General features: G+C 73.1%; 22 protein-coding genes. 17 read left to right on the top strand and 5 right to left on the bottom strand.

From position 1 onward, the window contains the following. Window positions 1–41: 41 nt before the first annotated feature. The gene (locus tag ACFW2Y_RS25630; RefSeq protein WP_384883657.1) at window positions 42–989 is read right to left on the bottom strand and encodes a DUF389 domain-containing protein; all 948 of its coding nucleotides are present in this window, start codon (window positions 987–989) and stop codon (window positions 42–44) included. A gap of 19 nt (window positions 990–1,008) precedes the next feature. Further along, the gene (gene coaA, locus ACFW2Y_RS25625) at window positions 1,009–2,061 is read right to left on the bottom strand and encodes a type I pantothenate kinase (RefSeq protein WP_384883655.1); all 1,053 of its coding nucleotides are present in this window, start codon (window positions 2,059–2,061) and stop codon (window positions 1,009–1,011) included. Window positions 2,062–2,204: 143 nt separating this feature from the next. On the opposite strand from coaA, the gene glmS reads away from it, so the two are divergent. Genes glmS through ACFW2Y_RS25610 form a run of 3 tightly spaced genes read left to right on the top strand, consistent with a single transcriptional unit; the run spans window position 2,205 to window position 5,878 of the window. Beyond that, entirely contained in the window at window positions 2,205–4,052 is a 1,848-nt protein-coding gene (glmS, locus tag ACFW2Y_RS25620) for a glutamine--fructose-6-phosphate transaminase (isomerizing) (protein WP_384883652.1), read from the top strand. A gap of 7 nt (window positions 4,053–4,059) precedes the next feature. Next, window positions 4,060–4,428, top strand: a complete 369-nt coding sequence (locus ACFW2Y_RS25615) for a holo-ACP synthase (RefSeq protein WP_384883650.1) — start codon at window positions 4,060–4,062, stop codon at window positions 4,426–4,428. 4 nt (window positions 4,429–4,432) lie between these two features. After that, window positions 4,433–5,878, top strand: coding sequence for an NAD(P)H-hydrate dehydratase (locus ACFW2Y_RS25610; RefSeq protein WP_384883648.1), 1,446 nt, complete (start codon window positions 4,433–4,435; stop codon window positions 5,876–5,878). 15 nt (window positions 5,879–5,893) lie between these two features. Here the strand turns inward: ACFW2Y_RS25610 and ACFW2Y_RS25605 are convergent, their stop codons facing one another. After that, window positions 5,894–6,694: a class I SAM-dependent methyltransferase gene (locus tag ACFW2Y_RS25605; RefSeq protein WP_384883645.1), complete on the bottom strand. Its 801-nt coding sequence runs from the start codon at window positions 6,692–6,694 to the stop codon at window positions 5,894–5,896. A 134-nt stretch (window positions 6,695–6,828) separates the two neighbouring features. Here ACFW2Y_RS25605 and ACFW2Y_RS25600 point away from each other — a divergent pair, with 134 nt between their 5' ends. The 5 genes from ACFW2Y_RS25600 to ACFW2Y_RS25580 all read left to right on the top strand — a co-directional run bounded on the left by ACFW2Y_RS25600 (window position 6,829) and on the right by ACFW2Y_RS25580 (window position 10,774). Next, entirely contained in the window at window positions 6,829–7,647 is an 819-nt protein-coding gene (locus ACFW2Y_RS25600; RefSeq protein WP_384883662.1) for a L,D-transpeptidase family protein, read from the top strand. Between the two features lie 20 nt (window positions 7,648–7,667). After that, window positions 7,668–8,816, top strand: a complete 1,149-nt coding sequence (gene alr / locus ACFW2Y_RS25595; protein WP_384883643.1) for an alanine racemase — start codon at window positions 7,668–7,670, stop codon at window positions 8,814–8,816. A gap of 12 nt (window positions 8,817–8,828) precedes the next feature. After that, window positions 8,829–9,989 carry an alpha/beta fold hydrolase gene (locus ACFW2Y_RS25590; RefSeq protein ID WP_384883641.1) on the top strand — a complete coding sequence of 387 codons (1,161 nt, stop codon included), beginning with the start codon at window positions 8,829–8,831 and terminating at the stop codon, window positions 9,987–9,989. A 10-nt stretch (window positions 9,990–9,999) separates the two neighbouring features. Continuing rightward, window positions 10,000–10,500 (top strand): tRNA (adenosine(37)-N6)-threonylcarbamoyltransferase complex ATPase subunit type 1 TsaE, encoded by a 501-nt coding sequence (gene tsaE / locus ACFW2Y_RS25585; protein ID WP_384883639.1) that lies wholly within the window; start codon window positions 10,000–10,002, stop codon window positions 10,498–10,500. A gap of 115 nt (window positions 10,501–10,615) precedes the next feature. Beyond that, window positions 10,616–10,774 (top strand): hypothetical protein, encoded by a 159-nt coding sequence (locus tag ACFW2Y_RS25580; protein ID WP_384883637.1) that lies wholly within the window; start codon window positions 10,616–10,618, stop codon window positions 10,772–10,774. A 256-nt stretch (window positions 10,775–11,030) separates the two neighbouring features. On the opposite strand, the gene ACFW2Y_RS25575 is transcribed toward ACFW2Y_RS25580, so the two are convergent. Continuing rightward, window positions 11,031–11,594: a hypothetical protein gene (locus ACFW2Y_RS25575; RefSeq protein WP_384883635.1), complete on the bottom strand. Its 564-nt coding sequence runs from the start codon at window positions 11,592–11,594 to the stop codon at window positions 11,031–11,033. A 96-nt stretch (window positions 11,595–11,690) separates the two neighbouring features. Here ACFW2Y_RS25575 and tsaB point away from each other — a divergent pair, with 96 nt between their 5' ends. From tsaB to ACFW2Y_RS25550, 5 genes are read left to right on the top strand one after another with little or no spacing between them, the layout of a single operon-like run. Then, window positions 11,691–12,347: a tRNA (adenosine(37)-N6)-threonylcarbamoyltransferase complex dimerization subunit type 1 TsaB gene (tsaB, locus tag ACFW2Y_RS25570; RefSeq protein ID WP_384883632.1), complete on the top strand. Its 657-nt coding sequence runs from the start codon at window positions 11,691–11,693 to the stop codon at window positions 12,345–12,347. Between the two features lie 32 nt (window positions 12,348–12,379). After that, on the top strand, window positions 12,380–12,844 hold the full coding sequence (gene rimI, locus ACFW2Y_RS25565; RefSeq protein ID WP_384883660.1) for a ribosomal protein S18-alanine N-acetyltransferase: 465 nt from the start codon (window positions 12,380–12,382) through the stop codon (window positions 12,842–12,844). Continuing rightward, window positions 12,844–13,938: a tRNA (adenosine(37)-N6)-threonylcarbamoyltransferase complex transferase subunit TsaD gene (gene tsaD, locus ACFW2Y_RS25560; protein WP_384883629.1), complete on the top strand. Its 1,095-nt coding sequence runs from the start codon at window positions 12,844–12,846 to the stop codon at window positions 13,936–13,938. Before rimI ends, tsaD begins: the two co-directional genes overlap by 1 nt. Continuing rightward, entirely contained in the window at window positions 13,935–14,189 is a 255-nt protein-coding gene (locus ACFW2Y_RS25555) for a hypothetical protein (protein WP_384883626.1), read from the top strand. Before tsaD ends, ACFW2Y_RS25555 begins: the two co-directional genes overlap by 4 nt. 56 nt (window positions 14,190–14,245) lie before the next feature. Beyond that, window positions 14,246–15,112 (top strand): polysaccharide deacetylase family protein, encoded by an 867-nt coding sequence (locus tag ACFW2Y_RS25550; RefSeq protein WP_384883623.1) that lies wholly within the window; start codon window positions 14,246–14,248, stop codon window positions 15,110–15,112. Between the two features lie 39 nt (window positions 15,113–15,151). Here the strand turns inward: ACFW2Y_RS25550 and ACFW2Y_RS25545 are convergent, their stop codons facing one another. Further along, complete coding sequence (locus ACFW2Y_RS25545) at window positions 15,152–16,339, bottom strand: SAM-dependent methyltransferase (protein WP_384883620.1); 1,188 nt, start codon at window positions 16,337–16,339, stop codon at window positions 15,152–15,154. Between the two features lie 129 nt (window positions 16,340–16,468). Between ACFW2Y_RS25545 and ACFW2Y_RS25540 the strand changes: the two genes are divergently transcribed. The 4 genes from ACFW2Y_RS25540 (at window position 16,469) to groL (ending at window position 19,836) form a co-directional block, all read left to right on the top strand. After that, the gene (locus ACFW2Y_RS25540) at window positions 16,469–17,383 is read left to right on the top strand and encodes a polysaccharide deacetylase family protein (protein WP_384883618.1); all 915 of its coding nucleotides are present in this window, start codon (window positions 16,469–16,471) and stop codon (window positions 17,381–17,383) included. After that, window positions 17,380–17,634, top strand: a complete 255-nt coding sequence (locus ACFW2Y_RS25535; protein ID WP_384883615.1) for a hypothetical protein — start codon at window positions 17,380–17,382, stop codon at window positions 17,632–17,634. The genes ACFW2Y_RS25540 and ACFW2Y_RS25535 overlap by 4 nt, the downstream gene beginning before the upstream one ends. 146 nt (window positions 17,635–17,780) lie before the next feature. Next, window positions 17,781–18,089, top strand: coding sequence for a co-chaperone GroES (groES, locus tag ACFW2Y_RS25530; protein ID WP_017239619.1), 309 nt, complete (start codon window positions 17,781–17,783; stop codon window positions 18,087–18,089). Between the two features lie 118 nt (window positions 18,090–18,207). Continuing rightward, on the top strand, window positions 18,208–19,836 hold the full coding sequence (gene groL / locus ACFW2Y_RS25525) for a chaperonin GroEL (RefSeq protein WP_384883612.1): 1,629 nt from the start codon (window positions 18,208–18,210) through the stop codon (window positions 19,834–19,836). Window positions 19,837–19,838 lie beyond the last annotated feature (2 nt).

Genomic DNA, 19,838 nt, shown 5'->3' with positions numbered 1-19,838 from the left:
CCCGACGGGTGCGGCAGGCCCTCGCTCGTCGCCCCGCCACCTCAGGCCCGGGGGCCGCGGCGCCAGTGCCCGCGCTGGGTGCGCCACAGCATCTTCTGCCCGTACAGGGTCAGCGTCCCGGCCAGCGCGATGCCGCAGAGGTTGAGCAGCAGCTGCATCGACGAACCGACCATCTGCCGGACGTCCCCGTAGCTGAGGGCCACCGCCGCGTTCGCCGCCGCCGGGATGGTGGTGACCGAGATCGCCACTCCCACCAGCGCCCCGGACTTGGCCGAGGTCAGGGAGAGGGTGCCGGCCGTGCCCGCGAGCAGCGCCACCACGAAGGAGAACGGGTCCGGCTGCCAGATGAAGCTGGTGTTCGGGCGGGGTGCGTCCAACTGCTCCTGACTGAACATGCCGAGCTCGGTCATGACCAGGCTGAACAGGGTCGTCACCGCGATCGCCGCGGCGAAGCCGACGAGCAGCGCGAGCCCGGACCGGGCCGCCAGCTTCGGCGCGCGCCGCACCATCGCCGTGCAGACGCCGGCGAGGGGACCGAACTCCGGGCCGACCGCCATCGCGCCCACGATCAGGATCGCGTTGTCCAGGACGACGCCGCAGGCCGCGATCATCGTCGCCAGGACCATGAACGCGCTGAACGTGATGGAGAGCGACGACTCCTCGTGGGTCGCGTCCGTCAACTGCTCCCAGATCACCGCGTCGGCGGCTTCGCCGGGCGCCTCCTCCTCGGCCGCCTCCGCCCGAGTCGACAGCGACAGGGCGATGTCCTCGACGCAGATCGAGCCGTCCTGATCGATCCTCAGCCCGCGCATCCCGTGCAGCAGTTCGTCCACCGACTCGCGGGCCACGTCGCACAGCACCAGATCGCCCGCGGGGTCCAGTGCGGCCCCCGGCAGCACCACCAGATGAGCGGTCCCCACCGTCGACTCGATCAGGTCGACCACCCCGGAGGTGCGGTCGGGCGGGACGATGATCCGGAGGTGCAGCATGGGGGAGAGCCTACGGAGCTCAGAGCTTCCGGAGGCTGAGGCGCTGCACCTTGTGGTCGGCGCCCTTGCGGACGACGAGGGTCGCCCGACCGCGGGTCGGGGCCACGTTCTCCAGCAGGTTCACCTTGTTGATGGTCCGCCACATCGTCCGGGCGTAGTCGAGGGCCTCCTCCTCGGAGACCTGGGTGTAGCGCCGGAAGTACGAGGACGGGTCCTGGAACGCGGTGTCGCGCAGCTTCCGGAAACGGTTCAGGTACCAGCGTTCGATGTCCTCCGGCCGGGCGTCCACGTACACCGAGAAGTCGAAGTAGTCGGCGAGGCCGACGCGGGTGCGGCCGTCCTTGCCGGGGAGGGCGGGCTGGAGGACGTTGAGGCCCTCCACGATGAGGATGTCCGGGCGGCGGACGACGAGCCGCTCGCCGGGCACCCGGTCGTAGATCAGGTGCGAGTAGACCGGCGCCGTGACCTCGTCCTTGCCCGCCTTGATGTCCGCGACGAAGCGGGTCAGGGCCCGGCGGTCGTACGACTCGGGGAAGCCCTTGCGGGACATCAGCCCGCGCGCCTTCAACTCCTCCATCGGGTAGAGGAAGGCGTCCGTGGTCACCAGCTCCACCCGCGGGTGCTCGGGCCAGCGGGCGAGGAGCGCCTGCAGGAGCCGGGAGACCGTCGACTTGCCGACGGCCACCGACCCGGCGACCCCTATGACGAAGGGGGTGCCGCGCTGCTCCGCGCTCTCGCCGAGGAAGGTGTTCAGGGCGCCCCGCAGACCACTGGTGGCCTGGACGTACAGGTTGAGCAGCCGGGACAGCGGGAGGTAGATGTCCCGCACCTCGTCGAGGTCGATGACGTCTCCGAGGCCGCGGAGCCGCTCGACCTCGTCGGCGCTCAGCGGCAGCGGCGTCTTGTCGCGCAGGGCGCTCCACTCGGCGCGGGTGAGGTCGACGTAGGGGGTCGCCTCGGACGGCCGGCGATGGCCGTTTCCGTTTCCTTTCCCGGCGCCGTTGCCGGTTGCGTTCCCGGCTGCGGTGCCGGTGCCGTTCCCGTGGGCGCCTTGCGGCGGCGAAGTGATCACCCCGCCATTGTCCCGGGTCGTCGGGGAACGTGGGGGGTGGGGTCGGTCACGCGTTGCGGCGGTTGACGCGGACGCGCACCGACGCGGCAGCGTCTCCGGTCCGGGTCCGATCGGTGGGAGGGGTTCCGGCGTAGCCTGCCGTCATGTGCGGAATCGTGGGATACGTCGGCGGTCAGTCGGCGCTTGATGTGGTGGTCGCGGGCCTCAAGCGGCTCGAATACCGGGGCTACGACTCGGCCGGTGTCGCGGTGCTCTCCGACGGGGGGCTCGCCGCGGCGAAGAAGGCGGGCAAGCTCGTCAACCTGGAGAAGGAGCTCGTCGACCGGCCGCTGGCCAGTGGTTCCGTCGGCATCGGGCACACCCGCTGGGCCACCCACGGCGGGCCGACCGACGCCAATGCGCACCCCCACCTGGACAACGCCGGGCGCGTCGCCGTCGTCCACAACGGGATCATCGAGAACTTCGCCGCCCTCCGGGAGGAGCTGGCCGAGCGCGGCCACACGCTGCTCTCCGAGACCGACACCGAGGTCGTGGCCCACCTCCTCGCCGAGGAGTTCTCCTCCGCCGGAGACCTCGCGGAGGCCATGCGGCTCGTCTGCCGACGGCTCGACGGGGCCTTCACCCTCGTGGCCGTCCACGCCGACCAGCCGGACGTGGTCGTCGGCGCCCGCCGCAACTCGCCGCTCGTCGTCGGCGTCGGGGAGGGCGAGAACTTCCTCGCCTCCGACGTGTCCGCCTTCATCGCGCACACCCGCTCCGCGATCGAGCTGGGCCAGGACCAGGTCGTCGAGTTGAGCAGGGACGCCGTCACCGTCACCGACTTCGACGGGGTGCCCGCCGAGGTGCGGGCCTACCGCGTCGACTGGGACGCCTCCGCCGCCGAGAAGGGCGGCTACGCCTCCTTCATGCTCAAGGAGATCGCCGAACAGCCGAAGGCCGTCGCCGACACCCTCCTCGGACGGATCGACGCCTCCGGGAGGCTCGCCCTCGACGAGGTCCGCATCCCCGACGCCGTGCTCCGCGAGGCCGACAAGGTCGTCGTCATCGCCTGCGGCACCGCCTTCCACGCCGGGCTCATCGCCAAGTACGCCATCGAACACTGGACCCGGATCCCCTGCGAGGTCGAGCTCGCCAGCGAGTTCCGCTACCGCGACCCGATCCTCGACCAGCGCACCCTGGTCATCGCCATCTCCCAGTCCGGCGAGACCATGGACACCCTCATGGCGCTCCGGCACGCCCGGGAGCAGGGCGCCAAGGTGCTCGCCGTGTGCAACACCAACGGCTCGACGATCCCGCGGGAGTCCGATGCCGTCCTCTACACCCACGCCGGGCCCGAGGTCGCCGTCGCCTCCACCAAGGCCTTCCTCACCCAGCTCGTCGCCTGTTACCTGCTGGCCCTGTACCTCGGCCAGGTGCGCGGCACCCAGTGGGGCGACGAGATCGGCGCGGTCGTCCGCGAGCTCGCCCGGATGGGCGAGGAGGTCGAGCGGGTCCTGGAGACGATGGAGCCGGTGCGCGCCCTCGCGCGCTCCCTGGCGGACCACGACACGGTCCTCTTCCTGGGCCGGCACGTCGGCCATCCGGTGGCCCTGGAGGGCGCGCTCAAGCTCAAGGAGCTCGCGTACATGCACGCCGAGGGCTTCGCCGCGGGCGAGCTGAAGCACGGGCCGATCGCGCTCGTCGAGGAAGGCCTGCCGGTCGTCGTGGTGGTGCCCTCGCCCCGGGGCCGTTCCGTCCTCCACGACAAGATCGTCTCCAACATCCAGGAGATCCGGGCGCGCGGGGCCCGAACCATCGTGATCGCGGAGGAGGGCGACGAGGCCGTCGTCCCGTACGCCGACCACCTCGTCCGCATCCCCGCCACGCCTACGCTGCTCCAGCCGCTGGTCGCCACGGTGCCGCTCCAGGTCTTCGCCTGCGAGCTCGCCACCGCGCGGGGCAACGAGGTCGACCAGCCGCGCAACCTGGCCAAATCCGTGACCGTGGAGTGAGTGGGAAATGATCATTGGGGTGGGGATCGACGTGGCGGAGATCGACCGCTTCGCCGCGTCCATCGAGCGGACGCCGGGGCTGCTCCAGCGCCTCTTCGTCGAACGGGAGATCCTGCTCCCGAGCGGTGAGCGGCGCGGACCGGCCTCCCTCGCGGTGCGGTTCGCCGCGAAGGAAGCGCTGGCCAAGGCCCTGGGTGCGCCCGGCGGGCTGCACTGGACGGACGCCGAGGTGTACGTCGAGGGCAGCGGACAGCCCCGGCTGCGGGTGCGGGGGACCGTGGCGGCCCGGGCGGCGGAGCTGGGCGTCAAGCACTGGCACGTTTCGCTCAGTCATGACGCGGGAGTGGCGTCGGCGGTGGTGATCGCAGAGGGTTGACCCCATGCGAACCGCTCACCGTGTGGAGACCGTCCGGGCCGCCGAGGCCGCGTTGATGGCCGGCCTGCCGGAGGGGGCGCTCATGCAGCGCGCCGCCGCCGGGCTCGCCGCCGCCTGCTGTTCCCTCCTCGGGCGGGGCCGGGTGTACGGGGCGAGGGTCGTCCTCCTCGTCGGCGGCGGCGACAACGGCGGCGACGCCCTGTACGCGGGAGCGCGGCTCGCCCGGCGCGGCGCCGGGGTCTCGGCGGTGCTGCTCGCGAACCGTGCGCACGAGGGCGGGCTCGCCGCGCTGCGGGCGGCCGGCGGACGGGTCGCCGACGATCCGTACGACGTGCTGGCCGCCGCCGACCTCGTGCTGGACGGCATCACCGGCATCGGCGGACGCGGTGGACTGCGCCCCGACGCGGTCCCCGTGGCCCGGGCGGCGCGCGGCTCCGACGCGGCCGTGGTCGCCGTCGACCTGCCCAGCGGCGTCGACGCCGACACCGGCGAGGTCACGGGGGAGGCGCTGCGGGCCGACGCGACGGTGACCTTCGGGACCTACAAGCCGGGGCTGCTGGTCGACCCCGCGCGGGAGTACGCGGGCGCGGTCCGGCTCGTCGACATCGGCCTCGGCGCCACGCTGCCGTCGGTGCCCGACCTGGAAGCGCTCCAGCACGAGGACGTGGCGCGGTTGCTGCCCGCACCGGGCGCCGAGAGCGACAAGTACCGGCGGGGCGTCGTCGGCGTCGTCGCGGGCTCCGCACGCTATCCCGGCGCCGCCGTCCTCGCCGTCGGGGGCGCGTTGCGGGGCGGTGCCGGCGCGGTGCGGTACGTGGGTCATGCGGCCGACCTCGTGATGGCCGCGCATCCCGAGACCCTGGTGCACCCCGGGCCCCCGGACAAGGCCGGGCGGGTCCAGGCCTGGGTGGTCGGACCGGGGCTCGGTGAGGGACCGGGGACGGGCGTCGCCGTCGCGGAGGTCCTCGCCTCGGACGTGCCCGTCCTCGTCGACGCGGACGGGCTGCGGGGTCTCGCGCCGGATGCGGTCCGGTCCCGTACGGCTCCGACCCTGCTCACCCCGCACGCGGGTGAGGCGGCGGCGCTCCTCGGTCGGGAGCGGGCGGCCGTGGAGGCGGAGCGGCTCTCGGCGGTGCGGGAACTGGCGGCACGGTACGGGGCGACGGTCCTCCTGAAGGGGTCGACGACCTTGGTGGCCGACCCCGTCGGGCCCGTGCGGGTGAATCCGACGGGCACGTCCTGGCTGGCGACGGCGGGCAGCGGCGACGTCCTCTCGGGCCTGGCGGGCTCCCTGCTCGCCGCCGGGCTGCGCGCGGTGGACGCGGCGTCCTGCGCGGCGTATCTCCACGGGCTCGCGGCGCGGCGGGTGGCGGGCGGGGGCGGCCCGGTGACCGCGACGGACGTGGCGGGTGCGGTGCGGGCCGCCTGGCAGGACGTGACGGCCCCGTAGCCCCGCTGCCCGGGGTCACCGGGGTGGGGTGCGGCCCCGGATCGCCCAGGCGCGGGCGGTGAGGGGGATCGCGCCGTTCCCGTCCGGGGGGACGGCCGCCCGGAGGGCGGTGCGCAGGCGCGCGCGGGCACGGGGCGGGAGCCCGGTGACGTAGGTGGGGGCGGGGCCCTGGCCGCCGAGGAAGGGCGTCCACAGGTCGTCGAAGTCCGTGAAGACCGTGGGGACGTCGATCGCGGTGAGCGCCACGTCGACCAGGCCCGCCCGCGTCCACAGGGCGCGCAGGGGTTCCGGGCGGCAGACGCGGAAGCGCCGGCCCTCGTCCAGGCCGCCGGCCGCCGGGTCCACCGCGACCGCCGCGTCCCAGAAGCGCCGCAGGAACTCCATGCCCCCGGCGTAGTCCCACACGAAGGCGCCCACGAGGCCGCCCGGCCGCACCGCCCGGGTCGCCTCGGCCAGTGCCGCCTCGGGATCGGGGAGGAAGTTCAGCGCGAGCCCGCTGACGACCGCGTCGCACCCCCCGTCCCGTACCGGCAGCTCCTGGGCGTCCGCCACGAGGAAGCGCGCGGGGGCGGGCGCCGCGGCCCGTGCGGCGGCCACGAAGGCGGGGGAGCGGTCGAGGCCGAGGACGAGCGCGGGGTGCCGGCGGGCGGACACCGCCGCGGTGAGGGCTCCGGTGCCGCAGCCCAGGTCCAGCCAGCGCAGGCCGTCCGGGCCGTCCAGCCACCTCACGAACCGGTCCGCGGCCGGTCGGCTCCACCGGCCCATGTACTGCTCGTACGCCGCCCCGGCCGTCCATGCGTCACGTCCTGCCGTCATGCCTCCACCCTCTCCCGCCGCCCCCACTCGGGCGAACCCGCCGGCCGGCGCGTGCGCGGGTGCGCGTGGGCGTCCCGGGGTCGGGGTTGGGTGGGCGGGTGATCAGATCGAGATGCCGTTTCACCTTGTCGTCGATGGTCCTGGGGGCCGTCCTGCTGGGCGGGGGCGCTGCCGCCGCCGATGTGCCCGGGCCGGCCGGGGGCCTCCTCCCGCCGGGAACGGCCGCGGCGGGCCGGGCGCCGTACCCCCTGCCCCCGCCCGGCCGGGTGCTGCCCCCGCGTCCACCGGAGGGCGACGTCCCCGATCCGGAGCGGGAGGCCGGCGCGCCGGTCGGGCGACTGCCCCGCAGTGCCGTCGGGTCGGCGGTGACCTGCACCGCGAAGGCCGGGGCGTACCAGCGGCAGGTGGAGCGGCTGCTGGGGCTGAAGGTCGACGGGAGGCAGTCCGCCGCCGACTGCCGGGCCATCAGGGCCTTCCAGGTCAGGGAGAAGATCCAGCCGGCCGTCGGCCACGCCGGCCCGGTCACCTGGGCCCGCGCCGAGCTGCTCGCCGCCCGCAGGGACCCGAACGCCGCCCGCAGGTGCCCCGTCCGTTCCCACCCCGTGGCCTGCGTCGACCTCGACCGCGAGCTGATGTGGGTGCAGAAGGGGAAGAAGGTGACCTACGGGGTGGTGAACATCCGCAGCGGAAGGGCGGGGCACCGGACCCGGACGGGCTGGCACACCGTCTACTGGCGCCACCAGGACCACTGGTCGTCCCTCTACGACACCCCGATGCCGTACGCCCAGTTCTTCAGCGGCGGTCAGGCTTTCCACGCCGTCCGGGGGCAGCTGGCCACGATCACCGGCAGCCGTGGCTGCGTCAATCTCGGCCACCGTGACGCACAGCGGCTCTGGGGCGTCCTCCGCAAGGGTGACCGGGTCTACATCTGGGGGAAGCGGCCCGGCAGCTGACACCTGAGAGACTGGGCGCGATGACTGAGACACCTCCGCCCCGCAGGGCACGCGCCGAGATCGACCTCGGCGCGCTGCGTGCGAACATCCGCACGCTGCGCGCCCGCGTCGGCCCCCATGTCCGGATCATGGCCGTGGTCAAGGCCGACGCGTACGGACACGGTGCCGTGCGCTGTGCCCGTGCCGCCCTGGACGCGGGCGCGGACTGGCTCGGCACCGCCACCCCGCACGAGGCGCTCGCGCTGCGTGCGGCCGGCATCGCGGACGTCCCGGTCATGTGCTGGCTCTGGACCCCCGGCGACCCCTGGGACCGGGGCATCGAGGCCGGGCTCGACATGTCGGTGAGCGGCACGTGGGCGCTGGAGGAGGTCGTCGAGGCGGCGCGTCGGACCGGGGGGACCGCACGCATCCAGCTGAAGGCCGACACCGGGCTCGGGCGCAACGGCTGCCAGCCCGCCGACTGGCCCGAACTGGTCGGGGCCGCGTTGAAGGCGGAGGTCGACGGCCTCGTCAAGGTGACCGGACTCTGGTCGCACCTCGCCTGTGCCGACGAGCCGCACCACCCCTCGATCGCCGCCCAGCTCGACGTCTTCCGGGCGATGCTCGACCACGCCGAGCGGGCGGGCGTCCGGCCCGAGGTCCGGCACATCGCGAACTCGCCGGCCACCCTGACCCTGCCCGAGACCCACTTCGACCTGGTGCGGCCCGGCATCGCGATGTACGGCGTCTCGCCCAGCCCCGAGCTCGGCACCTCCGCGGAGCTCGGCCTGCGGCCCGTCATGTCGCTCAAGGCGAGCGTCGCGCTGGTCAAGCGGGTTCCCGCCGGGCACGGGGTGAGTTACGGGCACCACTACGTCACCGGGGGCGAGACCACCCTGGGGCTCGTTCCGCTGGGGTACGCGGACGGCGTCCCCCGGCACGCCTCCGGGCGCGGCCCCGTCCTGGTCGGCGACCGGGTCCGCACCGTCGCCGGGCGCGTCGCCATGGACCAGTTCGTGGTCGACCTGGACGGGGACACCCCGGAACCGGGCACCGAGGCCGTGCTCTTCGGTCCCGGCGACCGGGGCGAACCGACCGCCGAGGACTGGGCGGTGGCCGCCGACACCATCGCGTACGAGATCGTCACCCGGATCGGGGCGCGCGTCCCGCGCGTCTACGTGGACGAGTAGGGGGGAGTCGACGTGGCTGAGCCGAGCAGTTGGCGGCGCGCCGGGTTCGCCGGGGCCGCGATAGGCGTCCTGGCCGCCGGTGCGGCTGCCGGGGTCGCCGTGGAGCGGCTCACCGTCGGCCGTTCGGTGCGGCAGAAGGCACGGCTCGCCCTGGACGCCGCCGGTCCGTACGGTGGTCTGCGCGGCACCCCCGGCCGGGCCCGTGCCGAGGACGGCACGGTCCTGTACTACGAGGTGGACGAGGTCGAGCCGAACGCCCCGTCGGCCGGTCGCCGCCGCCGTTTGTTCGGGCGGAAGGAACCCGCCCCCGTCACCGTCGTCTTCAGCCACGGCTACTGCCTCAACCAGGACTCCTGGCACTTCCAGCGGGCCGCCCTGCGCGGTCTCGTCCGCACCGTCCACTGGGACCAGCGCAGCCACGGCCGGTCCGGGGAGGGCGCCTCCCAGACGGGGCCCGACGGGGTGCCCGTCTCCATCGACGGACTGGGCCGCGACCTCAAGGCCGTCCTCGACGCGGCGGCGCCCGAGGGCCCGCTGGTCCTCGTCGGCCACTCGATGGGGGGCATGACGGTGATGGCGCTCGCCGCCCAGTACCCCGAACTGATCCGGGACCGGGTCGTCGGCGTCGCCCTCGTCGGCACGTCGGCGGGGCAGCTGGGCGAGGTGTCGTACGGGCTGCCGCTCGCCGGGGTCAACGCCGTCCGGCGGGTCCTTCCGGGCGTCCTGAGGGCGCTCGGCTCCCAGGCGGAACTGGTCGAGCGCGGGCGACGGGCGACCGCCGACCTCTTCGCCGGGCTGATCAAGAAGTACTCGTTCGCGTCGAAGGACGTCGACCCGGCGGTCGCCCGCTTCGCCGAGCGGATGATCGAGTCGACCCCGATCGACGTGGTCGCCGCCTTCTACCCGGCCTTCGCCGAGCACGACAAGGCCGCCGCCCTCGCCGCCTTCGAGGAACTGCCGGTGCTCGCGCTCGCCGGGGACAACGACCTGGTCACCCCCAGCTCGCACACCGAGGCCATCGCCGGCCTCCTTCCGGACGCGGAGCTGGTCATCGTCCCGGACGCCGGCCACCTGGTGATGCTGGAGCACCCGGAGGCGGTCACCGACCGGCTGGCCGACCTGCTGGTGCGGGCCGGTGCCGTGCCGGCCGGGGAGACCCTGCACAGGGACTAAGTTTGCGGGTATGGAAGCAGCCCACCCACCCGTCTCCGGTGCCACCCTCTCCGTCGACTCCCCGCAGCAGATGCAGGAGCTCGGCCGCCGGCTCGCGAAGATCCTCCGCCCCGGCGACCTCGTCATGCTCACCGGTGAGCTCGGTGCCGGGAAGACCACTCTGACCCGCGGCCTCGGCGAGGGGCTCGGCGTGCGGGGCGCCGTCACCTCCCCGACCTTCGTCATCGCCCGCGTCCACCCGTCCCTGGTCGGCGGTCCGGCCCTGGTGCACGTCGACGCGTACCGCCTCGGCGGCGGACTCGACGAGATGGAGGACCTCGACCTGGACGTCTCGCTGCCCGAGTCCGTGGTCGTCGTCGAGTGGGGCGACGGAAAGGTCGAGGAGCTGACGGACGACCGGTTGCACCTCCTGATCCACCGGGTGACCGGCGACACCGACGACGACCGGCGAACGGTCGTGCTGCGCGGGATCGGCGCCCGCTGGGCGGACGAGGACCTGGCCGCGCTCTAGGACGGCGGTCCGTAGGTTCCGACAACGTGTCGGGAAGGTGTTGCGTGGGTCCCACGAGCCGTGGTCACATGGAGGCACGAGCTGGTTAGGTGTACCTAACCTACGGGAGGTATGCATGGCGACGCCAGAACGCGCGGAACCCGGCGGGGACCACGTCTCGATGAGTGAGCTGTTGGCCTCCTGCGCGGCCGCCCGGGCCCTCTCGACCCCGCCGCCCGAGCAGGCGGAGCGGGCGCAGGAGGGCGAGGAGCCGGTACGGGACGAGGCGGCCTGAGCCCTGGTCCGACGAGCGGCCTGAGCCCTGGTCTGACGACGGGGGCGACGGCCGGGCGGTCCTTCACGGTCCGCCACCGCGGCGGGTCTCCCGGCGCTTCCCGCGCCTTCCCGGGGCCTCCCGCGGTTTCCCCGTCCTCCCGCGGCGCCGCGGCCCGGAGGGGCCGCGCGGGGGAGGACGTCCCCGTGGGGCCGTCCCCCGGAAGGCGTACTTCTGGAACCGGGCCGCCGGGGCCGGGGTCCCCTTCCGGGAGGCCTCAGCCGACGACGACGACCTTCGCGCCGATCACCGCGAACATCCACATCGCGTCGCCGTCGGCCCGCTTCATGCGGATGCCGCCGGTCTTCCGGGCCGGGTCCGGGGACGGCGTCGAGCCGTCCACCGCCGCGCTGAAGCCGACCGTCACGTCCTCGACCGTCGTGAACCGCACCACGTGCTCGATCTGCACCCCGTCCGAACCGCGCACCGAGCCCGAGCGCGAGGTCACCCGGTACGCCCCCGGCACCGGGTCGACCGTGCTCGGCCACACCGTGAACGTGCGGGTCGCCTTGCCCTTCCCGTCCACCAGCCACACCCGGCGGTCGGCGAGCGCGTACACCACCCGCTCGCCGCTGCCCGAATCCGCGGGGACGGCGAGGGGGTCCTTGACCGGTTGGGGGACGCCGCTCGGCGAGGTCGAGGGAACGGCCGCGCCCGGGGTCCGGGGCTTCACCGACAGGTCGGCGGGTGCGTTCGCCGAAGCCTGGTAGGCCAGGACGCCGACCACGACGACGGCCGCCGCGGTGAGCCCGGCCACGAATCCCGAGCTGCTCCTTGCCACCGTGCCCACCTCTCGTACGTACGTGTCGAAGGGTGACGGTAGCAGCCGCCCGCCCGAGGGTCGGGGCAGCATGCCCGGGAGCCGTAGGCTGTTCGCGTGCTGTTGCTCGCCATGGATACCGCCACTCCCGCCGTCACCGTCGCCCTCCACGACGGCGAGGCCGTCGTCGCCTCGTCGAGCCAGGTCGACGCCCGTCGCCACGGGGAGCTGCTGCTGCCCGCCGTCGACCGGGTCCTCACCGAGGCGGGGCTCACGCTCGACGCCGTCACCGGCGTCGTCGTCGGTGTCGGCCCCGGTCCCTACACCGGCCTCCGGGTCGGCCTCGTCACGGCCGCGACCTTCTCGTCGGCGCTCGGCGTACCGGTGCACGGCCTGTGCACCCTCGACGGCCTCGCGTACGCCTCCGGGATCGAGGGTCCCTTCGCCGTCGCGACGGACGCCCGCCGCAAGGAGGTCTACTGGGCGCGGTACCAGGACTCCCGCACCCGGGTGACCGACGCGTCCGTCGACCGGCCCGCGGACATCGCCGACACGCTCGCCGGGCTTCCCGTCGTCGGTGCCGGAGCCCGGCTGTACCCCGAGGCCTTCCCGGACGCCCGCGACCCCGAGCACCAGTCGGCCGCCGCGCTCGCCGGGCTCGCCGCGGAGCGGCTCGCCGCCGGCGGCGACGGCTTCCTCGACCCGCTGCCGATGTACCTGCGCCGTCCCGACGCCCAGGTGCCGAAGAACTACAAGGTGGTCACTCCCACGTGAGCGCCTCCGTGACCGGGGCGGTGCTGCGCGAGATGCGCTGGTGGGACATCGAGCCGGTGCTCGCCCTCGAAGCCGACCTGTTCCCCGAGGACGCCTGGTCGGCGGGGATGTTCTGGTCGGAGCTCGCCCACGCCAGGGGCCCGCGGGCCACCCGCCACTACGTCGTGGCGGAGGACCCGTCCGACGGTCGGATCGTCGGGTACGCCGGGCTCGCCGCGGCCGGCGGGCTCGGTGACGTGCAGACGATCGCCGTCGCCCGCGACCAGTGGGGCACCGGCCTCGGCGCCCGGCTCCTCGCCGAACTGCTCCAGCACGCCACCGCCTTCGAGTGCGACGAGGTGCTCCTCGAAGTGCGCGTGGACAACACCCGGGCCCAGAAGCTCTACGAGCGCTTCGGCTTCGAGCCCATCGGTTTCCGGCGCGGCTACTACCAGCCCGGAAACGTGGACGCGCTCGTGATGCGACTGACCGTTCAAGGAACTGGGACTGAGATCTGATGGCTGCTGACGAACCGCTGGTACTCGGAATCGAGACCTCCTGCGACGAGACCGGCGTCGGCATCGTCCACGGGACCACCCTCCTCGCCGACGCCGTCGCCTCCAGCGTCGACACCCACGCCCGCTTCGGCGGCGTCGTGCCCGAGATCGCCTCCCGGGCCCACCTGGAGGCCATGGTCCCGACGATCGAGCGCGCGCTGAAGACGGCCGGGATCTCCGCGAAGGACCTCGACGGCATCGCCGTCACCGCGGGCCCCGGCCTCGCGGGTGCGCTCCTCGTCGGCGTCTCGGCCGCCAAGGCGTACGCCTACGCCCTCGGCAAGCCGCTGTACGGCGTCAACCACCTCGCCTCGCACATCTGCGTCGACCAGCTGGAACACGGCAAGCTGCCCGAGCCCACGATGGCCCTGCTCGTCTCCGGCGGGCACTCCTCGCTGCTGCTCTCCAGCGACATCACCTCCGACGTGCGGCCGATGGGCGCCACCATCGACGACGCGGCCGGTGAGGCCTTCGACAAGATCGCCCGCGTCCTCGACCTCGGCTTTCCCGGCGGACCGGTCATCGACCGGCTCGCCAAGGAGGGCGACCCGGCGGCGATCGCCTTCCCGCGCGGTCTGAGCGGTGCCAAGGACCCCGCGTACGACTTCTCCTTCTCCGGCCTCAAGACGGCCGTGGCCCGCTGGATCGAGGCCAAGCGGGCGGCCGGCGAGGAGGTCCCGGTGCGGGACGTCGCCGCGTCCTTCCAGGAGGCGGTCGTCGACGTGCTCACCCGCAAGGCCGTCCGGGCCTGCGAGGACGAGGGCGTCGACCACCTGATGATCGGTGGCGGCGTCGCCGCCAACTCGCGGCTCCGGGCCCTCGCCGAGGAGCGCTGCGAGCGGGCCGGCATCCGGCTGCGGGTGCCCCGCCCGGGCCTGTGCACGGACAACGGCGCGATGGTCGCCGCCCTCGGTGCCGAAATGGTCGCCCGCAACCGGTCGGCCTCCGACCTGGAGCTGTCGGCGGACTCCTCGCTGCCGGTGACCGACCCGCACGTCCCCGGCCACTCCCACGACCACGTGCACGAGGTCAGCAAGGAGAACCTGTACTCGTGAGGCTCACGCTCATGTGGGAGGCCCGGGCCTCCCGGGACCGGGGCGCCGAGCTCCTGGAGTGGGCGCGGGCGCAGGTGCTCGCCCGTGAGCCGGTCCGCCGGGAGGTCTTCCGCGCCCCCCAGGACCGGGTCCTGGTCCTGACCTGGTGGGACGCGGAGGCCTTCGACGCCGAACTGCCCGAGCTGCCCGAACCGGACGCGGAGCTGATCACCCGTCCGGTGCACCGGTGGCGCTTCGAATCGGTCGAATAGGCGCGGAGGTTCGAGGATCGGGCAACCTTTCGGGTTGATCGCGCATCCCACAGCGCGTGAAGAAGACGCTCGCGCTGTGGACGATCCTGACCGCCGTCGCCCTCTCGTCGGCCGGCTGTGCGACGGAAGGGGCCTCCGCCGCGGGTCCCCGGACCCCCGCGCCCGCCTCCCCGTCCGTCACGGCCACCGGGAAGGCCGCGGCAGACGGGGAGGCGGGGCGGCCCGGGAGCGGGGCCGTCGCCGTCGCCGCGTACCGGAAGTGGGGCCTGGAGCCCCTGCCGGCCCCACCCGCCCCGCCCTCCGTCAAGCCGGTGGTCCGCGAGCCCGGCGGGCCGGTGCCGGTCATCAGCGAGATCCCCACCCGCGAGAAGATCGTCTTCATCACGATCGACGACGGGGCCGAGAAGGACCCCGCCTTCGTCCGGATGATGGAGGAACTCGAGGTCCCCGTCACGATGTTCCTCACCGACGCGGCGATCCGTGCCGACTACGCGTACTTCGAGCCGCTGATCGCCCAGGGCCACGGCCTCGCCAACCACACCCTCACCCACCCCGACCTGCGCACCCTCTCCGCGCAGGCCCAGCGCCGGGAGATATGCGGCCAACAGGCCGGGCTGAAGGAGCGGTACGGCACGGCCCCGCGCCTCTTCCGACCGCCCTACGGCAATTGGAACGAGGCCACCCGCGCAGCGGCGGGGGAGTGCGGGGTCGACGCGATCGTGCTCTGGCGCGAGTCCATGCAGATCAAGGACATGCAGTACCAGCGGGCCGACCGGAAGCTGCACCCCGGCGACATCATCCTCGCCCACTTCCGGGGGCCTTCCGAGCTGAAGGGCCGCACGATGACCGAGATGACGGCGACGCTGCTGCGCCGCATCCAGGAACAGGGCTTCGCGGTCGCCCGGCTGGAGGACTACGTCTAGACGCGCCCCGGGCGGGCCGCGGGGCGTCGCGGCGGGAGGCTAGGGCTTGTCCGCCGGCCGGCCGATCAGCATCGTCGGGGCGCCCGCGACCCGGGTGAGCAACACGGTCGCCGCACCGGGGCCCTTGGGCTTCACCCGGCGTCGGATCTCCTCGGGCTCGACCGCCGAGCCGCGCTTCTTCACTGTGAGCGTGCCGACCTCGCGCTCCCGCAACAGGGCCTTCAGCTTCTTGAGGTTGAAGGGCAGCACGTCGGTGATCTCGTAGGCGGCGGCGTACGGGGTGGGGGTGAGCACGTCCGCCGTGACGTAGGCGATCGTCTCGTCGATCAGGCCCCCGCCCAACTCCTCGGCCACCTCGGCGACCAGGTGCGCCCGGATGACGGCACCGTCCGGTTCGTAGAGGTAGCGGCCGACCGGCCGGACCTCCGGATCGGGGAGCCCCCGGCCCGTGAGTCCGGTGCCGGACGGCAACAGGGTGGCGCGGCGGGCGCCGGGATCCGTGCCGAACCAGAGCACGGCCTCCTTCACGTCCCCGCCGTCCGAGATCCACTCGGCCTCGGCCTCCTCGGGCACCGCCTCGTGCGGAATCCCCGGGGCGATCTTGAGGGCGGCCCGCGGGGCCCGGCGGGCGGCCCCGATCGCCCAGGACAGCGGCGGGGAGTACGCCTCGGGGTCGAAGATCCGCCCCCGGCCGCCGCGTCGCGCCGGGTCGACGAAGACCGCGTCGTACGGGCTCGTGTCGATCTCGGTCACGTCCGCGCACCGGACCTCGATCAGCCCGTCGAGCCCCAGCGCCTCGGCGTTGGCCCGGACCACCGCGGCGGTCAGCGGGTCGCGGTCGACGGCGAGGACGGAGACGCCGGCCCGGGCGAGGGCGATCGCGTCGCCGCCGATGCCGGAGCACAGGTCCGCGACGCCGTCGACGCCCAGCGCCCGCATCCGGCGGGCCCGGTACGCGCCGACCGAGGCGCGGGTCGACTGCTCGACCCCGTGGGGCGTGAAGTACATCCGGTGCGCGTCCTCGGCCCCGAACTTCGCCACCGCCCGCTGTCGCAGCCGCGCCTGTCCGAGCGCCGCGCTCACCAGCTCGGCGGGATGGTCGCGGCGCAACCGGGAGGCGACCGCCAGCTCCTGGGCGGGGTCGTAGTCGCGCAGGGCGGCGAGGAGCGTCTGCCCCTCGGGGGCGAGCAGGGCGGAGAAGGCGGCGAGGTCGGTCACCCGTCCCATTGTGGCCCCTGGGCCGCTGTGGGCCGGGCGGGGGACGGTGGGCACGGTACGGCGGTGTCGCGGCCCCAAGGGGCTCGTGCGCTGACAGGATGCGGCGCCATGCAGCTCGTACGACAAAAGGACCACGCGATGACATATGGTGCGCACCGCCCCCGCCGGACGCTCGGGGCGGCGCTCGCCGTCTCCGCCCTCGCCGTGGCCGCCACGGCCTGCTCCGGGGGCGCCGAACCCGAGCGCGACGCTCCCGCCCCCGCTGCCGGTCAGCAGGCCCAGGGGTCGGCGGGCGCCCTCACCGCCTATGTCGAGAAGGTCCGCGCCCAGCGGGCCGCCCGCGCGCTCGCCGCCAAGAAGTGGGGCCTCGCGGCGACCCCGCTCGACGCCCCCGCCCCGCCCGCGACCAAACCGAAGATCACCACCCGCAAGGGCTTCGAGACGGACGGCAAGGGACTGCCGCCCGTCTTCACCACCGTGCCGACCAAGCAGAAGGTGGTCTTCCTGACCATCGACGACGGCGCGGAGAAGGACCCCCAGTTGCTGCGGATGATGAGCGAACTGCACATCCCCTACAGCGCCTTCCTGAGCAACTACCTGGTCAAGGACGACTACCCCTACTTCGCGAAGATGCAGAAGTCGCAGGAGGTCGGGGTCTCGCTGCACAACCACACCCTCAACCACCGCTATCTGCCCGGCCTCTCGTACAGCGAGCAGAAGCGCGAGATCTGCGGCATGCAGGACGTCATCCAGAAGCGCTTCGGCACGCGCCCCCCGCTCTTCCGGCCGCCGTACGGCAACTACAACGAGGACACCCTCCGCGCCGCGCAGTCCTGTGGCGTCAAGGCGGTCCCGCTGTGGGCCGCCGAAGCCTTCCCCGACCACATGGAATGGCGCGAGTGGGACCGGGACCTGCACCCCGGAGACATCGTCCTCACCCATTTCCGCGGCAAGGAGGACTGGAAGGGCAGCATGCCGGACATGATCCGTCGGGTGATGAACGTGATCACGGCCAAGGGCTACGCCGTCGCGAAGCTTGAGGACTACGTGTGAGGACGCGGGGACGGCGCTGGGTCGCCGCGTTCGCCGTGACCGGGGCGCTCTTCGCCCTCCCGGCCTGCGCCTCCTCGGTGGACCCGATCGAGCGGCTCGGCCGGAAGGCGGCGGAGCGGGTCAAACCCCGTCCCACGTCCGCCCGGGAGGTGCGGGCGGCGGTGGACACGAAGGAGTGCGGGGGGCTGTGGGAGCGGACCCCGATCACGCCACAGGGCGGTGAATTGGCACTCCGCTTGACCGAGTGCTAATCGCGGTCATAGTCTCAGCTCTGGCACTCCCCACTGGAGAGTGCCAACACAGCGACGGGCAGGTCCGGCACCCGCGACGACGGATCCACCTGGTCGCCACCTCAGACAGTTAACCCCGTGAGATCTCCGAAGGGGGAGGTCGGATCGTGACGACCACCAGCTCCAAGGTTGCCATCAAGCCGCTCGAGGACCGCATCGTGGTCCAGCCGCTCGACGCCGAGCAGACCACGGCCTCTGGCCTGGTCATTCCGGACACGGCGAAGGAGAAGCCCCAGGAGGGCGTCGTCCTGGCCGTGGGCCCGGGCCGCTTCGAGAACGGCGAGCGTCTGCCGCTCGACGTCAAGACCGGCGACATCGTGCTGTACAGCAAGTACGGCGGCACCGAGGTGAAGTACAACGGCGAGGAGTACCTCGTCCTCTCGGCTCGCGACGTCCTCGCGATCGTCGAGAAGTAATTCTCCGAAGTACCGAAGTACCTGAAGCAGATGCTTTGAGCTGCGCCCCGAGGCCCCTTCCCGGGCGCCCCGGGGCGCAGTTCGTTCCACCTGAATCCGAGAGGGCTGAACCGCTCCCATGGCGAAGATCCTGAAGTTCGACGAGGACGCCCGTCGCGCCCTTGAGCGCGGCGTCAACAAGCTTGCCGACACGGTCAAGGTGACGATCGGCCCCAAGGGCCGCAACGTCGTCATCGACAAGAAGTTCGGCGCCCCCACCATCACCAATGACGGTGTCACGATCGCCCGCGAGGTCGAGATCGAGGACCCGTACGAGAACCTCGGTGCGCAGCTGGTGAAGGAGGTGGCGACCAAGACCAACGACATCGCGGGTGACGGCACCACCACCGCCACCGTGCTCGCCCAGGCCCTGGTCCGCGAGGGCCTGCGCAACGTCGCCGCCGGCGCTTCCCCGGCCGCCCTGAAGAAGGGCATCGACGCCGCCGTCAAGGCCGTCTCCGAGGACCTCCTCGCCACCGCGCGCCCGATCGAGGACAAGTCCGACATCGCCGCCGTCGCCGCGCTCTCCGCGCAGGACCAGCAGGTCGGCGAGCTCATCGCCGAGGCGATGGACAAGGTCGGCAAGGACGGCGTCATCACCGTCGAGGAGTCCAACACCTTCGGCCTGGAGCTCGACTTCACCGAGGGCATGGCCTTCGACAAGGGCTACCTGTCCCCCTACATGGTGACCGACCAGGAGCGCATGGAGGCCGTCCTCGACGACCCCTACATCCTGATCCACCAGGGCAAGATCTCCTCCATCCAGGACCTGCTGCCCATCCTGGAGAAGGTCATCCAGGCCGGCGCCAGCAAGCCGCTGCTGATCATCGCCGAGGACGTCGAGGGCGAGGCCCTCTCCACCCTCGTCGTCAACAAGATCCGTGGCACCTTCAACGCCGTGGCCGTCAAGGCCCCCGGCTTCGGTGACCGCCGCAAGGCGATGCTCGGCGACATGGCGACGCTCACCGGCGCCACCGTCATCGCCGAGGAGGTCGGCCTCAAGCTCGACCAGGCCGGTCTCGACGTGCTCGGCACCGCCCGCCGCGTGACCGTCACCAAGGACGACACCACCATCGTCGACGGCGGTGGCAACTCCGAGGACGTCGCGGGCCGCGTCAACCAGATCAAGGCCGAGATCGAGTCCACGGACTCCGACTGGGACCGCGAGAAGCTCCAGGAGCGCCTCGCGAAGCTCGCCGGCGGCGTGTGCGTGATCAAGGTCGGCGCCGCCACCGAGGTGGAGCTGAAGGAGAAGAAGCACCGTCTGGAGGACGCCATCTCCGCGACCCGCGCCGCGGTCGAGGAGGGCATCGTCTCCGGTGGTGGCTCCGCGCTCGTCCACGCCGTCAAGGTCCTGGAGGGCAACCTCGACAAGACCGGCGACGAGGCCACCGGTGTCGCGGTCGTCCGCCGCGCCGCGGTCGAGCCGCTGCGCTGGATCGCCGAGAACGCCGGCCTGGAGGGCTACGTCATCACCTCCAAGGTGGCGGAGCTCGACAAGGGCAACGGCTTCAACGCCGCCACCGGCGAGTACGGCGACCTGATCAAGGCCGGCGTCATCGACCCGGTGAAGGTGACGCGCTCCGCCCTGGAGAACGCCGCCTCGATCGCCTCCCTGCTCCTCACCACCGAGACCCTCGTGGTGGAGAAGAAGGAGGAGGAGCCGGCGGACGCGGGCCACGGCCACGGTCACGGCCACTCCCACTGAGG

The organism is Streptomyces sp. NPDC058877 (genome assembly GCF_042742855.1).
Taxonomy (GTDB): Bacteria; Actinomycetota; Actinomycetes; order Streptomycetales; family Streptomycetaceae; genus Streptomyces.
The sequence above is the reverse complement of the archived record's forward strand: the minus strand, read 5'-3'. Positions and strand labels throughout refer to the sequence as shown.